Source organism: Streptomyces sp. CA-249302 (genome assembly GCF_050936785.1).
In the GTDB taxonomy this organism is placed as follows: Bacteria; Actinomycetota; Actinomycetes; order Streptomycetales; family Streptomycetaceae; genus Streptomyces.
In genome coordinates, this window is record NZ_JBNJMG010000001.1 from 4,284,296 (window position 1) to 4,298,543 (window position 14,248).

13 protein-coding genes are annotated in these 14,248 nt (G+C 69.3%); 2 read left to right on the plus strand and 11 right to left on the minus strand.

The annotated features are described in order from the left end of the window. Positions 1-8: 8 nt before the first annotated feature. The 6 genes from ACQEWB_RS19200 to ACQEWB_RS19225 all read right to left on the minus strand — a co-directional run bounded on the left by ACQEWB_RS19200 (position 9) and on the right by ACQEWB_RS19225 (position 5,736). Positions 9-1,640 carry a beta-N-acetylhexosaminidase gene (locus ACQEWB_RS19200; RefSeq protein ID WP_432832552.1) on the minus strand — a complete coding sequence of 544 codons (1,632 nt, stop codon included), beginning with the start codon at positions 1,638-1,640 and terminating at the stop codon, positions 9-11. A gap of 10 nt (positions 1,641-1,650) precedes the next feature. Then, complete coding sequence (locus ACQEWB_RS19205; protein WP_432832555.1) at positions 1,651-2,484, minus strand: carbohydrate ABC transporter permease; 834 nt, start codon at positions 2,482-2,484, stop codon at positions 1,651-1,653. Next, on the minus strand, positions 2,481-3,368 hold the full coding sequence (locus ACQEWB_RS19210; RefSeq protein WP_432832557.1) for a carbohydrate ABC transporter permease: 888 nt from the start codon (positions 3,366-3,368) through the stop codon (positions 2,481-2,483). Before ACQEWB_RS19210 ends, ACQEWB_RS19205 begins: the two co-directional genes overlap by 4 nt. Positions 3,369-3,372: 4 nt before the next feature. Continuing rightward, complete coding sequence (locus tag ACQEWB_RS19215) at positions 3,373-4,668, minus strand: extracellular solute-binding protein (RefSeq protein WP_432832559.1); 1,296 nt, start codon at positions 4,666-4,668, stop codon at positions 3,373-3,375. Between the two features lie 180 nt (positions 4,669-4,848). Then, entirely contained in the window at positions 4,849-5,133 is a 285-nt protein-coding gene (locus ACQEWB_RS19220; RefSeq protein ID WP_432832561.1) for a DUF3039 domain-containing protein, read from the minus strand. Positions 5,134-5,163: 30 nt separating this feature from the next. Continuing rightward, positions 5,164-5,736: a YqgE/AlgH family protein gene (locus tag ACQEWB_RS19225; RefSeq protein ID WP_432832563.1), complete on the minus strand. Its 573-nt coding sequence runs from the start codon at positions 5,734-5,736 to the stop codon at positions 5,164-5,166. A gap of 309 nt (positions 5,737-6,045) precedes the next feature. On the opposite strand from ACQEWB_RS19225, the gene murA reads away from it, so the two are divergent. Continuing rightward, entirely contained in the window at positions 6,046-7,392 is a 1,347-nt protein-coding gene (murA, locus tag ACQEWB_RS19230) for a UDP-N-acetylglucosamine 1-carboxyvinyltransferase (protein WP_432832565.1), read from the plus strand. 212 nt (positions 7,393-7,604) lie between these two features. Next, the gene (locus ACQEWB_RS19235; RefSeq protein ID WP_432832567.1) at positions 7,605-7,817 is read left to right on the plus strand and encodes a hypothetical protein; all 213 of its coding nucleotides are present in this window, start codon (positions 7,605-7,607) and stop codon (positions 7,815-7,817) included. 6 nt (positions 7,818-7,823) lie between these two features. On the opposite strand, the gene ACQEWB_RS19240 is transcribed toward ACQEWB_RS19235, so the two are convergent. The 5 genes from ACQEWB_RS19240 to ACQEWB_RS19260 form a co-directional block, all read right to left on the minus strand. Further along, the gene (locus tag ACQEWB_RS19240; RefSeq protein WP_007382399.1) at positions 7,824-8,105 is read right to left on the minus strand and encodes an HU family DNA-binding protein; all 282 of its coding nucleotides are present in this window, start codon (positions 8,103-8,105) and stop codon (positions 7,824-7,826) included. A gap of 358 nt (positions 8,106-8,463) precedes the next feature. Then, positions 8,464-9,876: an NAD-dependent malic enzyme gene (locus tag ACQEWB_RS19245; RefSeq protein ID WP_432832570.1), complete on the minus strand. Its 1,413-nt coding sequence runs from the start codon at positions 9,874-9,876 to the stop codon at positions 8,464-8,466. 293 nt (positions 9,877-10,169) lie between these two features. Then, the gene (locus ACQEWB_RS19250) at positions 10,170-12,578 is read right to left on the minus strand and encodes a HelD family protein (protein WP_432832572.1); all 2,409 of its coding nucleotides are present in this window, start codon (positions 12,576-12,578) and stop codon (positions 10,170-10,172) included. Positions 12,579-12,638: 60 nt separating this feature from the next. Then, positions 12,639-13,412, minus strand: coding sequence for an anti-sigma factor family protein (locus ACQEWB_RS19255; RefSeq protein WP_432832574.1), 774 nt, complete (start codon positions 13,410-13,412; stop codon positions 12,639-12,641). A gap of 47 nt (positions 13,413-13,459) precedes the next feature. Beyond that, positions 13,460-13,981 carry a sigma-70 family RNA polymerase sigma factor gene (locus ACQEWB_RS19260; RefSeq protein ID WP_010039908.1) on the minus strand — a complete coding sequence of 174 codons (522 nt, stop codon included), beginning with the start codon at positions 13,979-13,981 and terminating at the stop codon, positions 13,460-13,462. Between the last annotated feature and the right edge of the window lie 267 nt (positions 13,982-14,248).

Genomic DNA, 14,248 nt, shown 5'->3' on the forward strand with positions numbered 1-14,248 from the left:
TTCGGGGCCTACCTGCGCGGAGGCGCGCCCTCGATCGGACGGCCCAGGACACCGGGGCGCCGCTGCCACGGCAGGGGACCGGCCGGCGGGCGGTAGCCGACACCGAGGGCGTCAAGTCGCCCGTAGTGCGCGGTCATCCGCCGCTCGAAGTCGGCGAAATCCCGCTCCCCCGGGGCCGGCAGGGAACTCCACGCCACCTCGGCGAAGGCCGCGAGCCGCGGGAAGGCCTGGTAGTCCACGCGCGCGTGGTCCTCCATCACCTCGGTCCACACGTTGGCCTGCGTGCCGAGGACGTGCCGCGCCTCCTGCTCGGTCAACTCCGTCGGAACGGGCTCGAAGCGGTAGACGTCCTCCAGGGTGCGGACGTAGCCGATGGGGACCGGCTCGTCCGCGCCTCCGTGCTGCCGGTGGTCCAAGTACACGTACTGCTCCGGGCACATGACGACGTCGTGGCCGGCCCGGGCGGCGGCGACCCCGCCCGCGTAACCCCGCCACGAGGAGACGGCTGCGCCGTCCGCGAGGCCGCCCTCCAGGATTTCGTCCCAGCCGATGAGCCGACGCCCGCGCGCGATCAGCCACTTGTCGAAGTGTCCGATGAACCACGACTGAAGGCCGTCCTCGTCCGCGAGCCCGAGTTCCTTGATGCGGGCCTGCGCGGTGGCCGACTGCCGCCACTGGTCCTTGGGGCATTCGTCACCGCCCACGTGAATGAACTCCGACGGGAACAGCTCCAGGAGTTCCTCGAGGACCCCCTCGTAGAACCGCAGGGTGTTGTCAGTGGGGGCGAGTACGTTTGCGGAGATGCCCCAGCTGTCCCAGACCGTGAGGGAGGTCGTGTCGATGACGTCGGTGTTGCCGAGTTCCGGGTACGCGGTGATGGCGGCCTGCGAGTGGCCGGGTACGTCGATTTCGGGGACGACGGTGATATGCCGCTCGGCGGCGTAGGCGACGATCTCCCGGATGTCGTCCTGGGTGTAGAAGCCACCGTGCGGCTTCTCCTCCCACAGCGGCGAGGCCCGGTGGCCGAATTTCGTACGGGCCCGCCATGAGCCGACCTCGGTGAGGCGGGGGTGCCGCTTGATCTCGACGCGCCAGCCCTGGTCGTCCGTCAAGTGGAAGTGGAAGACGTTGAGTTTGTGCGCCGCCATCAGGTCGAGGTAGCGCAGCACGCCTTCCTTCGGCATGAAGTGCCGGGCCACGTCGAGCATGAGGCCGCGCCAGCGGAATCGGGGGGCGTCCTCGATGATCTGGTGCGGGATCACATGGGTCGCGCCCGATCGCAGTGGGGCGCGGCGGAACGCGTCGGGGCCGAGGAGTTGACGGAGGGTCTGGGCTCCCCAGAACACTCCGGCGGGACCGCCACCGCGGATCTCGACACCCCAGTTGGTCACCGCGCTCAGCCGGTAGGCCTCGGGCTCCAGGGCGTCGTCCAGGTACAGCCGTACGGAGTTGCGGGCGTCCTCCGGCCCGGTCGCGAGCGGCAGGCCCAGCGCGGCGCCGAGGGTGGAGCGCAGCCAGCGTTCCGTGCCCTCCGTCCCCGGCGCGGCCCACAGTGTGGTGCCGGCGTCCCATTCGACACCGCAGCGCATCGGGCCCTCGACGGCGCGGGGTGCCGGAATCAGTCCCGTATCCGAAGTCATGTCCATCACCTCAGTCCTTTACCGCTCCGCCCAGCCCGGAGACCAGACGTCGCTGTACGAGTACGAAGAACACCAGCACCGGAATCGTCATCACCGTCGACGCGGCCATGACCCCGCCCCAGTCGGGGTCGTCCGGCTTGAAGAACACCAGCAACGCCATCGGCAGGGTCGACTGCGAGGTGTCGCTGATGATGAAGGACTTGGCGAACAGGAAGTCGTTCCAGGCCGAGATGAAGGAGAACACGCTCGTGGCCACAAGGCCCGGAAACACAAGGGGGAAAAGGATCTGCCACAGGAATCGCGCACGGCTCGCGCCGTCGATGTACGCGGCCTCCTCCAGGGCCTGAGGGACCGCTTTCACGAACCCCTGCAGCATCCAGATCGCGAACGGCAGCGAGAAGGCGATGTGCGGCAGGATCAGCGAGCCCAGCGTGTTCAGCAGACCGAAGTCGCGCATCTGGAAGAACAAGGGGATCGTGAGCGCCTCCACGGGCACCATCTGGGCCACCAGAAACATGATCAGCAGGGTGGTCCGGAAGCGGAACCGGAATCGCGTCACGGCGGTCGCGGCGAGAAACGCGACGAGCGCCGAGACGATCACGACACTGCCCGCCACCACCACGCTGTTGACGAAATACCGACCGAAATCCTGCTGCCCGAACACGCGCCGGAAGGAATCCAGAGAAGGCGCGGTCGTCCACGGCCGCGGCTCGCTCGACTCGATCTCCCCGGCCGGTTTGAAGGCGCTCAGCACCATCCAGTAGAGGGGGAAGGCGACGACGACCGCGATGAGCAACGCCGAGGCCTCGGCGGCCGTGCGCCATGGACGCCGTAGAAGATTCACAGCTCCTCCCCCTGCCGGTGCAGCAGCCGCAGATACACCAGCGTCACGGCCAGCAGGATCAGCAGCATCACGATGCCGATCGCCGAGCCGAGGCTGTACTGCGAGGACGCGAACGCCTGTTGGTAGGCGTAGACGTTCAGGACGAGGTTCTGGCCCGCGATGCCTCCGCCGTTCGTCATGACGTAGATCTGCGTGAAGACCTTGAAGTCCCAGATCACCGACTGGATGGTGACGACGGTCAGGATCGGGCGCAGCATCGGCGCGAGCACCGAGCGCCAGATCCGCCACTGCGAGGCGCCGTCCAGCGCGGCGGCCTCCAGTACCTCGGCCGGTACGGCGCGGATCCCGGCGTAGACCGTGACCATCACGAACGGGAAGGAGCACCACACCACTTCGAGGAGGACCAGGAAGAAGGCGCTGACGCGGCCGTACGTCCAGGAGTGGTCGCCGAGGCCGAGGATCCGGTTCACCGGGCCGAAGTCGGGGTCGAAGAGGAAGAGCCAGACGGTCGAGCCGGTGACGGCCGGGGTGGCCCAGGCGCCGAGCGCGGCCAGCATCAGCGCCAGCCGCGGCACGGCACGCACCCGTGTGAGCAGCACGGCGAGCGCGCAGCCGACGGCGAGGGTCGACACCACGCAGGCCGCCGCGAAGAGCACGGTGGCCAGCAGCACCGACCAGAACTCGCCGTCGGAGAAGAGGGCCGAGTAGTTCCCGAACCCCTCGAAGCTGGTGGGTTCGCCGCCGCTGACCTGGGCCTGGGTGTAGTGGAAGAAGGAGATCAGGCCGAGCTGGTAGATGGGGTAGAGGAGCAGGCCGCCGAGGACGACCAGGGCCGGGGCGAGATAGAGCCAGGGGGTCCAGCGGGGGTCGGTACGGAGGTTCACCGGCTCAACCCACGGAGCCGAACGCGTCGTTCATCTTCTTCGCGGCCTCTTCCGAAGCCGCCGCCACGTTCTTCTTCCCGGCGATGACCTCCTGCAGCATCGTCGGCAGCACCAGCTGGGAGTCGATCTGCGACCAGGCGGGCGAGGCGGGGACGAACTTGGTGCCGGCCGACAGGGTCTGGGCGAAGGGCTTCACATACGGGTTCTTCGCGGCCGCCTGCTGCCGTACGTCCGCGAAGGTCGGCAGGAAGCCCATCGCGTCGAACATCGCCGACTGCGTCTTCTTCGACGTCAGTTGCTCCATCAGGTCCACTGCCAGCGTGCGGTGCGAGGTGCTCTTGAGGACGCCGATGTTGTTGCCGCCCGCGAAGGCCGGCGCTATCGAGCCGGACGTGACACCCGGCAGCGGTACGACGGCGTACTCGCCCTTCACCTTCCCGGCCTCCACGGCCGTGTGGCTGAAGTCGCCGCCGATCGCCATTCCGGCCTTGCCCGCGGCGAACGCGGTGATCGTGTCGTTGCCGCCCATGCCCGCGCACTTGGCGGCGGGACAGTTGTCGTCGGTGAAGAGGGAGGTGTAGGCCTTGATGCCCTTCTGGGCGGCCGCACTGCTGATCGCGGAGGCGTACGAGCCGCCCTTGCCGGTGGCGAGTTCGCCGCCGTTCGCCCAGACGAAGGGCATCGCGCCGTACGTGTAGGCGCCGCCGACGACCAGGCCGTACAGGTCGGGCCTGGCCGCGCGGATCTTGCGGGCGGTGGTCGCCAACTCGGCCATGGTCTTCGGGGGTTGGAGGCCGAGGTCCTTGAAGACGTCGGTGCGGTAGTAGAGGGCGCGGACGCCGACGTAGAACGGGGAGCCGTACAGCTTGCCGTCGACGGTGACGGACGTCTTCGCCGTGGGGTCGGTGTCCTTGGACTCGCTCCAGGCGCCGAACTCCTTGGTGACGTCGAGGAGTCCGCCGTCCTTCACATAGCCGGCCGTGTCGGTGTTGCCGAACTCCATGACGTCGGGCGCGGACTTCGGGTCGTTGAAGGCGGCCTTGACGCGCTGGGCGCGGGTGTCGATCGGGATGTACTCGACGTCGACCTTGGTGCCCTTGTGGGCCTTCTCGAAGGCGGTGACCACGGAGTCGACGACCTTCGCCTTGGGATCGTTGCCGACCTCCTGGAAGAGCCACACCCGCAGGGTGCCGCTCTTGTCGTCCTTCTCGGAGGAGGAGTTGGTGGAGGTCTGGGGGGCGCAGGCGGTGACGACCGCGGCCACGGCGAGGAGCGCGGCCAGTCGGGAGGGGAGCTTCATGGCGTGGGGCCTCCGAGCATGCGTTGCAACATATGCAATGATGGTTTCGCTCTGCACAACGGAGGCTAGGGACTACATGAACATGCCCACAAGAGGTCTCAACCACTTCGTGACATGCAAAAGCCCTCCGGGCGCGCCTCAGCGCACCCGGAGGGCTTCACGAACCTCAGGCCTTACGGGCTACTTGTCGCCGCCCTTGCCCTTGTCGTCGCCACCGGCACCCATGGAGTCGTAGATCTCCTTGCACATGGGACACACGGGGTACTTCTTCGGATCACGGCCCGGCACCCACACCTTGCCGCAGAGCGCCACGACGGGGGTCCCGTCGAGGGCGCTCGCCATGATCTTGTCCTTCTGGACGTAGTGGGCGAAGCGCTCGTGGTCGCCGTCGCCGTGGGACACCTGCGGCGTCGGCTCTACGAGGGTCCCCGTACCAGTCCCGCGCTCGGGCTCAAGAGTGCTCATAAGTGCCAAGGGTACTGAAGCTCACACGCATCAGTTGAGCGAAGGGTCGTCCGGGTACGTGGCCACCATCGCGAGTTCGTTGCGCTGGCGGCGCAGCACCTCGCGCCACAGGCGTTCCGGGGACGGGGAGGAGACGTCGCCGGGTTCGGACTCGACGACGTACCAGGCGCCCTCGGTCAGCTCGTCCTCCAGCTGGCCGGGGCCCCAGCCGGCGTATCCGGCGAAGATCCGCAGGGAGCCGAGGGCCGAGGCGAGGAGTTCCGGTGGGGCCTCCAGGTCGACCAGTCCGATCGCGCCGTGCACCCGGCGCCAGCCGAGCGGTGCCCCGTCGGCGGCGGAGCCGCCGGGGATGACGGCGACTCCGAGTGCCGAGTCCAGGGAGACCGGGCCGCCCTGGAAGACGACGCCGGGCTCGCCCGCGAGGTCCGCCCAGCCCTCCAGGATGTCGCCGACGTCCACCGGGGTGGGCCGGTTGAGGACGACACCGAGCGAGCCCTCCTCGTCGTGGTCGAGAAGGAGCACGACCGCACGGTCGAAGTTCGGGTCCGCCAGGGCGGGCGTTGCCACGAGCAACCGCCCTGTGAGCGAGGACACCTCGGTCATGCCAGACATGATCCCGCATCCGGCCGTGGCGCGGGGAGGCAATGGGGGTAAGAAGGGTGATTGCAGCTTGAATCGAGGGAGTGGCCTGCTAAGGCCCCGATCAGGGCGGTGGCGGGTGACGGGTGGGCGGAAGGAAGCATCCCCGGCGCACGCCGACCCACCGGTGACCCCATGTGCCCGACAGTCAACGGTTCGTGTTGTGACACAGCTATGACGTAGCTGGGCCGTCCCTGGGCTTACAGAAGGGGGGTGGGCGGCGATTACCCTTTCCCTTCTGGCCCCTGCCCGACTCATCGGAACGCGAGATACATGACCGTCAACGGCTCTGACGATGTACTGCTTGTCCACGGCGGAACCCCGCTCGAGGGCGAGATCCGGGTCCGCGGTGCGAAGAACCTCGTACCGAAAGCCATGGTCGCCGCCCTGCTGGGCAGCTCGCCGAGTCGACTGCGCAACGTTCCGGACATCCGTGACGTGCGTGTCGTACGCGGACTGCTTCAGCTGCACGGGGTGACGGTCCGTCCGGGCGAGGAGCCGGGCGAGCTGGTGATGGACCCGACCCACGTCGAGAGCGCGAACGTCGCCGACATCGATGCCCACGCGGGTTCCAGCCGTATCCCGATCCTGCTGTGCGGTCCGCTGCTGCACCGCCTCGGGCACGCCTTCATCCCGGGCCTCGGCGGCTGCGACATCGGCGGCCGGCCCATCGACTTCCACTTCGAGGTACTGCGGCAGTTCGGCGCGACGATCGAGAAGCGCGCGGACGGTCAGTTCCTGGAGGCTCCCCGGCGGCTGCGCGGCACGAAGATCCGGCTGCCGTACCCGTCCGTGGGCGCGACCGAGCAGGTGCTGCTGACGGCCGTCCTCGCGGAGGGCGTCACGGAGCTCTCGAACGCGGCCGTGGAGCCGGAGATCGAGGACCTGATCTGCGTCCTGCAGAAGATGGGCGCCATCATCGCGATGGACACCGACCGCACCATCCGCGTCACCGGTGTGGACAAGCTCGGCGGCTACAACCACCGCGCCCTGCCGGACCGCCTGGAGGCCGCCTCGTGGGCGTCGGCGGCGCTGGCGACCGAGGGGAACATCTACGTCCACGGCGCCCAGCAGCGGTCGATGATGACGTTCCTGAACACCTACCGGAAGGTGGGCGGGGCCTTCGAGATCGACGACCAGGGCATCCGGTTCTGGCACCCCGGCGGCCAGTTGAAGTCGATCGCGCTCGAGACGGACGTACACCCGGGCTTCCAGACGGACTGGCAGCAGCCGCTCGTCGTCGCCCTCACCCAGGCCACCGGCCTGTCCATCATCCACGAGACGGTGTACGAGTCCCGGCTCGGGTTCACCTCCGCGCTGAACCAGATGGGTGCTCACATCCAGCTGTACCGCGAGTGCCTGGGCGGTTCGGACTGCCGCTTCGGCCAGCGCAACTTCCTCCACTCGGCGGTCGTCTCGGGCCCGACCAAGCTCCAGGGCGCCGACCTGGTCATCCCCGACCTCCGCGGCGGCTTCTCGTACCTGATCGCCGCGCTGGCCGCCCAGGGCACCTCCCGCGTCCACGGCATCGACCTCATCAACCGCGGCTACGAGAACTTCATGGAGAAGCTGGTGGAGCTGGGCGCCAAGGTGGAACTCCCAGGCAAAGCACTCGGCTGACCGCCACCTCCATCACCCCGGCCACAGGCAACGCCCCCGGCCGGGGTCCGGGGGTTGTCCCCCGGGTAAGCACAGCATGGAGAAGCTGGTGGAGTTGGGCGCCAAGGTGGAGCTCCCGGGCAAAGCACTCGGCTGACCGCCGCCTCCATCACCCCGGCCACAGGCAACGCCCCCGGCCGGGGGTCCCGGGGTTGTCCCCGGGTAAGCACAGCATGGAGAAGCTGGTGGAGCTGGGCGCGAAGGTCGAGTTGCCGGGCAAGGCGCTCGGCCGGCCCAGTCCCTGCGTACGCCGATGGGGCGGTCACCCGGACTCGGGTGACCGCCCCATCGGCGTTGACTGCAGCGCCCCAAGGGGCGCGGGGAACTGCGCGACCAGCCACAGCCGGCCCGCAGTCGCCCACGGCGCCGAGCCGAAGCGGCGCTGATGCGGCTTACTTGCCCTTGGCGGCTTCCTTGAGCTTCGAGCCCGCGGAGACCTTCACGCTGTAGCCGGCCGGGATCTGGATCGGGTCGCCGGTCTGCGGGTTGCGCGCGGTGCGAGCGGCACGGTGGGTGCGCTCGAAGGTCAGGAAGCCGGGGATGGTGACCTTCTCGTCGCCCTTGGCGACGATCTCACCGACGGTCTCGGCGAACGCGGCCAGAACGGCGTCGGCGTCCTTGCGGGTCACCTCGGCACGGTCGGCCAGAGCGGCCACCAGCTCACTGCGGTTCATGTTGTTACTCCCGTGTTCTTCTTGCTGTTGAGGCGTGCCACGCGGCGGAGCCGCATATTGGGCACAACGAAAGCCGATGCTGCCAGGGTCCTCGGTGGGCCCCCGGACCCGGGTCCGACGTCAGACCCTCGCGCCCAGGGACGCATCCTGCCCCTACCTGCGGCGCGAAAGCCAATCCGGCACCCGTAGGAATCGTGAGAACACCCTTGGGAGTCACACGAAAAGAGGCCTGAGCCTGGCCGACACGATAAACGCCGACCAGGAGGCCCAGGTTCCACGACGCGCCGGTGCAAGGCCTTGCCGTGGCGATCCTCACAGCCTACGCATATATCCCTACGAAGCGGCCGGGGCTCCGTCGCTACGAAGTGGCCGCGGCCTTCGCCGCCTCGCGCACCGCACCCGCAACCGCGCCGGCGACCTTGTCGTTGAAGACGCTCGGGATGATGTAGTTCGGGTTGAGCTCGTCCGCGGTCACCACGTCCGACAGGGCGTTCGCGGCGGCCAGCATCATCTCCGTGTTGACCGTGCGGGACTGGGCGTCCAGCAGACCGCGGAAGACACCCGGGAAGACCAGCACGTTGTTGATCTGGTTCGGGAAGTCGGAGCGGCCGGTGGCCACGACGGCGGCCGTCTGGCGGGCGACCGCCGGGTCCACCTCGGGGTCCGGGTTCGCGAGCGCGAACACGATGGCGCCGTCGGCCATGGCGGCCACGTCCGTGCCGTCGAGGACGTTCGGGGCGGAGACGCCGATGAAGACGTCCGCTCCGCGAACGGCTTCCTTCAGCGTGCCGGTCAGGCCCTCGGGGTTGGTGTTGTCGGCGATCCAGCGCAGCGGCGAGTCGGCCGCGGCGTCCACCAGGTCCTCGCGCCCCGCGTGCACGACACCGTGGATGTCGGCGACGACGGCGTTCTTGACGCCGGCGGCGAGCAGCAGCTTGAGGATGGCCGTACCGGCCGCGCCCGCACCGGACATGACGACGCGAATGTTCTCGATCGCCTTGCCGGTGACCCGAAGTGCGTTCTTCAGGGCGGCGAGGACGACGATCGCGGTGCCGTGCTGGTCGTCGTGGAAGACGGGGATGTCGAGGGCCTCACGCAGCCGCGCCTCGATCTCGAAGCAGCGGGGCGCGGAGATGTCCTCCAGGTTGATGCCCGCGAAGCCGGGGGCGATCGCCTTGACGATCTCGACGATGGCGTCGGTGTCCTGGGTGTCCAGGCACAGCGGCCAGGCGTCGATGCCGGCGAACCGCTTGAAGAGGGCCGCCTTGCCCTCCATGACCGGAAGGGCGGCCTTGGGACCGATGTTGCCGAGGCCCAGCACGGCCGAGCCGTCCGTCACGACCGCAACGGAGTTGCGCTTGATGGTGAGGCGGCGGGCGTCCTCGGGGTTCTCGGCGATCGCCATGCAGACCCGGGCCACACCCGGCGTGTAGACCATGGAGAGGTCGTCACGGTTGCGGATGGGGTGCTTGGACTGCATCTCGATCTTGCCGCCGAGGTGCATCAGGAACGTACGGTCGGAGACCTTGCCGAGGGTGACGCCCTCGATGCCGCGCAGCTTCTCGACGATCTCGTCCGCGTGCGCGGTGGAGGTGGCCGCGATGGTGACGTCGATCCGGAGCTTCTCGTGGCCGGACGCGGTGACGTCGAGGCCGGTCACCGAGCCTCCGGAGGACTCCACGGCGGTGGTGAGCTGCGAGACGGCGGTTCCGCTCGCGGGCACCTCCAGCCGGACCGTCATCGAGTAGGAGACGCTGGGCGCCGTTGCCATGGCCGACTTCCTCTGCTTTCACCTGTGACGCTGTATGCCGTCCGATCGTGTCACCTACTGACGGGTAGGCGTTAGTCGGACTGGATTGCGAACGTTTTGTTCACGGCGGAAGAGGCCCGTACGGGAAGCACCGGAAGAAGAAGAACGACACCGACCCGCCATGCTCGCCTCGCGGCAAGTGGTCGCTCGTAGCGACGAAGGTTGGGCCCGGGGGCTTGGATCGGGCCGGTGTCACGTCAAGGCTAACAAACAGATCCCGTAAGGCCATTCCCGCACCGAGAGTTCATCCGGTTCTAATCCCTGAGCAGGTCCGGCACGCCCGCCGCGTCCGGCTGGTCCCGGTCCGCCGACACGACCGTCAGCTGCTGCGTGGCCCGGGTCAGGGCGACGTACAGCACCCGCAGTCCGGCCGGCGACTCGTCCGCGATCTCCGCGGGCGACACGACGACCGTCGCGTCGTACTCCAGGCCCTTCGCCTCCAGGCTGCCGAGCGCCACCACCCGGTCGCCGAGCCCGGCGAGCCAGCGCGCGGCCTCCTCTCGGCGCTGCATGGCGACGACGACGCCGACGGTGCCGTCGACGAGGTCGAGGAGGCGGGCGGCCTCGGCTCGGACGGATTCGCCGAGGGACTTCTGTACGACGGTGAAGCGGGGCTGTACGCCGGTGGAGCGCACCGCCGACGGGGACTTGGCGCCGGGCATGGCGAGCGCCAGGACCTTGGCGGCGAGTTCGGCGATCTCGGCCGGGTTGCGGTAGTTGACGGTGAGTTCGAAGCGGCGGCGGGGGCGGGTGCCGAGGGCCTCGTCACGGGCCTCGGCCGCCTCGTCGGGGTCGGACCAGGAGGACTGGGCCGGGTCGCCGACGACCGTCCAGGTGGCGTGCCGGCCGCGGCGGCCGACCATGCGCCACTGCATCGGCGTGAGGTCCTGGGCCTCGTCGACGATGACGTGGGCGTACTCGGTGCGCTCCTGGGCGAGCCGCTCGGCGCGCTCGCGCTGCGACTCCTCGCGGGTCGGCATCAGTTCCTCGAGGCCGGTGAGCTGGTCGAGCGGGTCCAGCTCGCGCCGCTTCTTCGGGCGGGCCGGGGTGCCGAGGACCGACTGGAGCTCGTCGAGCATGGCGATGTCGTGCACGGAGAGGCCCTCGCGGCGCAGCGAGCGGGCGACCCGGCGGACCTCGCCGGGGTTGAGGATCCGGCGGGCCCAGCGGCCCAGGCGGCGCTCGTCGGCCATGGCGGCGAGCACGGCCCTCGGGGTCAGCTCGGGCCACCAGGCGTCGAGGAAGGCGATGAAGGAGTCCTCGGAGGCGACGTCCTCGTCGAAGGAGGACCGCAGTTCGGCGGCGAGTTCCGGGTCGGTGTGCCGGGTGGCGGCCCCGGACTGCGCCCACAGGGCGTCGAGGAGCAGCTTGCGGGCGCGCGGGCGCAGCAGGTTGACGGGCGCGGTGCCGCCGAGGGCGTTGTGGCGGACGCGGTCCAGCTCGGCGGCCCCCAGCTCCAGCCGGCGGCCGAAGGCGACGACGCGGAGCCGGGTGGGCGGGGCCGCAGGCGTCGTAACGGAGTCGTCGTCCTCACCGAAGGCGAGCTGGCCGGAGCCATTGGCACCGCCCGCGGGGCGCGGACCCGCACCCGAGGAGCCCGTGCCGCCTCCCGGCCCCAGCTCCAGGGCTCCCCGCGCCGCCTTCCGCAGGACCCGCAGCATCCGGTACGAGCCCTTGGCCCGGGCGGTGGACGGGGAGTCGTACAGCGTCGCCTCGGCGCCGTCGACGAGCGAGCCGATCGCGCGGATCGCGACCTGGCCCTCCTCGCCCAGCGAGGGCAGCACGCCCTCGGTGTAGGCGACCAGGAGCGGGGTCGGGGAGACGATGAGGATGCCGCCCGCGTACCGGCGCCGGTCCTGGTACAGCAGATACGCGGCGCGGTGCAGGGCGACGGCGGTCTTGCCGGTGCCGGGGCCGCCCTCGACATACGTCACGGAGGCCGCGGGAGCGCGGATGACAAGGTCCTGTTCGGCCTGGATGGAGGCGACGATGTCCCGCATGGAGTGGCTGCGGGCCTGGCCGAGCGCGGCCATCAGGGCGCCGTCGCCGATCACGGCCAGCTCCTCGCCGCCGAGGAAGGCCTTGAGCTCGGGGCGCATCAGGTCGTCCTCGACCCCGAGGACCCGCCGCCCCTTGGATCGGATGACACGGCGTCGTACGACACGCCCGGGATCCACCGGAGTGGACCTGTAGAAGGGGGCCGCGGCCGGGGCCCGCCAGTCGATGACGAGGGGCGCGTACTCGGCGTCCAGGACGCCGATCCGCCCGATGTGGAGGGTCTCGGCGATGTCGGCCGTGCCGTCCTCCCGGACGGCTCCGTCGGCCGGTTCCACGGCGGTGTAGGCGCCGTCGGGCCCCTTCTTGCCGTCCCTGCCGAGGAGCAGGTCGATACGGCCGAAGAGGAAGTCCTCGAACTCGTTGTTGAGGCGGTTGAGGTGGACGCCGGCCCGGAAGACCTGGGCGTCCCGCTCGGCGAGGGCGCCGGGCGTACCGACCTGGCCGCGCTTGGCCGCGTCGTTCATCAGGAACTCCGCCTCGTGGATCTTCTCCTCGAGGCGCCGGTACACCCGGTCCAGATGTTCCTGCTCGACGCTGATCTCCCGTTCACGCACTGAGTCGTGATCCGAGCCGACCGCGGTTTCCTGCTGAGCCTGAGCGGCCACCGGGCCCCCTTCTGACGTGCTGGGCAGCCGTCAACCGTACGCGAAGGGGGCCGGTGGAAGCTACGCGGCGACCTGTACCAGCTTCTTGCCGTTGAACGTCATGACCTCGAAGTGGTCGATCTCGTTCGGGGTGAAGGCCGCGCCGCCGTGGACGTAGAGAGGGTTCCTGGCCTCTTCCGTCTTGCCGTTCGGGATGCCGTAACCCCAGTTGGGGACCGCCCAGGAGGTCACCGTCTCGCGCTCGCCGTTCTTGCCCACGGCGATCAGGGAGCACTTGAGCGGGCCCTTGACGTTCTTCAGCTGGAGGACGGCGTGCGTGCCCCAGTCCTTCTTCTCGACGGCGACGGTCGCGCTGACGTGCGTCGACGTGTCCGTGGCCGACTTCTTGTCGGTCATGACCTGGAAGGCCGCCTGGGCGGGCCCCATCGCCATGTTGTTCCCGGTGCCGCCGTCGTCACCGCTGGTCGCCGCCCAGACCGCGAGCGGACCGCCGGCGATGAGCGCGACGGACGCCGCGAGCGCGAAGAAGTTGCGCCGGCTGCGGACCTTCCGCTTCTCGGCGACCTCGTCGACCAGCTTCTCCGCCAGCCGTGGGCTTGGCTTGGCGGACAGCGACTCGCCGATCGCGGGGGTGCCGGAGCCCGGCAGATCCGCGAGGGCGGCCAGCATCGGCTCCATCCCGGCCAGCTCGTCGAGCTGCTGGGCGCACCACTCGCAGGTGGCGAGGTGTGCCTCGAAGGCGGTCGCCTCGGCGTCGTCCAGGATGCCGAGAGCGTAGGCACCGACCGTCTCGTGCTCGCTCGGCCCCGGTGATCCCATCATGGGTCCAGACATACCCGACCCACCTGTGCCGAATCCCTGGTTTCCCCCGTAAACACTCATCACGCCGTCACCCCCCGCTCCTCCAGTGCCAGCTTCATCGACCGCAGGGCATAGAACACCCGGGACCGCACCGTGCCACTGGGAATGCCCAGCGTCTCGGCGGCCTCGTTGACGGTACGCCCCTTGAAATACGTCTCGACGAGCACCTCCCGGTGGGCCGGGGTCAGGTCGTCCAGCGCGTCCGACAGCGTCATCAACCACAGCGCCTTGTCGATCTCGTCCTCCGCGGGGATGACCTCCAGCGGCGACGGATCGACCTCCTGCGGCCGGGCCTGCCGGCTGCGGTGGCCGTCGATGACGATGCGCCGAGCGACCGTCACCAGCCAGGGGCGTACCGATCCGGTCGCTCGATTGAGCTGGCCGGCGTTCTTCCAGGCACGGATGAGCGTCTCCTGGACCACGTCCTCGGCGCGCTGCCGGTCTCCGGCGACCAGGCGCAGTACATAAGCAAGGAGGGGTCCGGCGTGCTCCCGGTAAAGGGCACGCATCAGCTCCTCATCTGGTTCCGAGGGCTGGGACATGCGATGTCGGGCCCTCGATCCACGTTCATTGGCCACGACGGAATCCTTGCGCACGCCCACCTCCGATGTCCGGGGGTTCCCCCAGTCGGTCGCTCGTCCACGGGTACGGATGTGGTCCGCATCATGTTCAAAGCGGTACGACAGTTTTCTGCGGAGTGACGTGATGAGAGGGACATGAGAGCACATTCCCACCGCGCGATCTTTACATTTCCGCCACATCGGCAAGATCGGGCCGGCCGTCAGCGGTATGCCACCGGCAAACGCGGT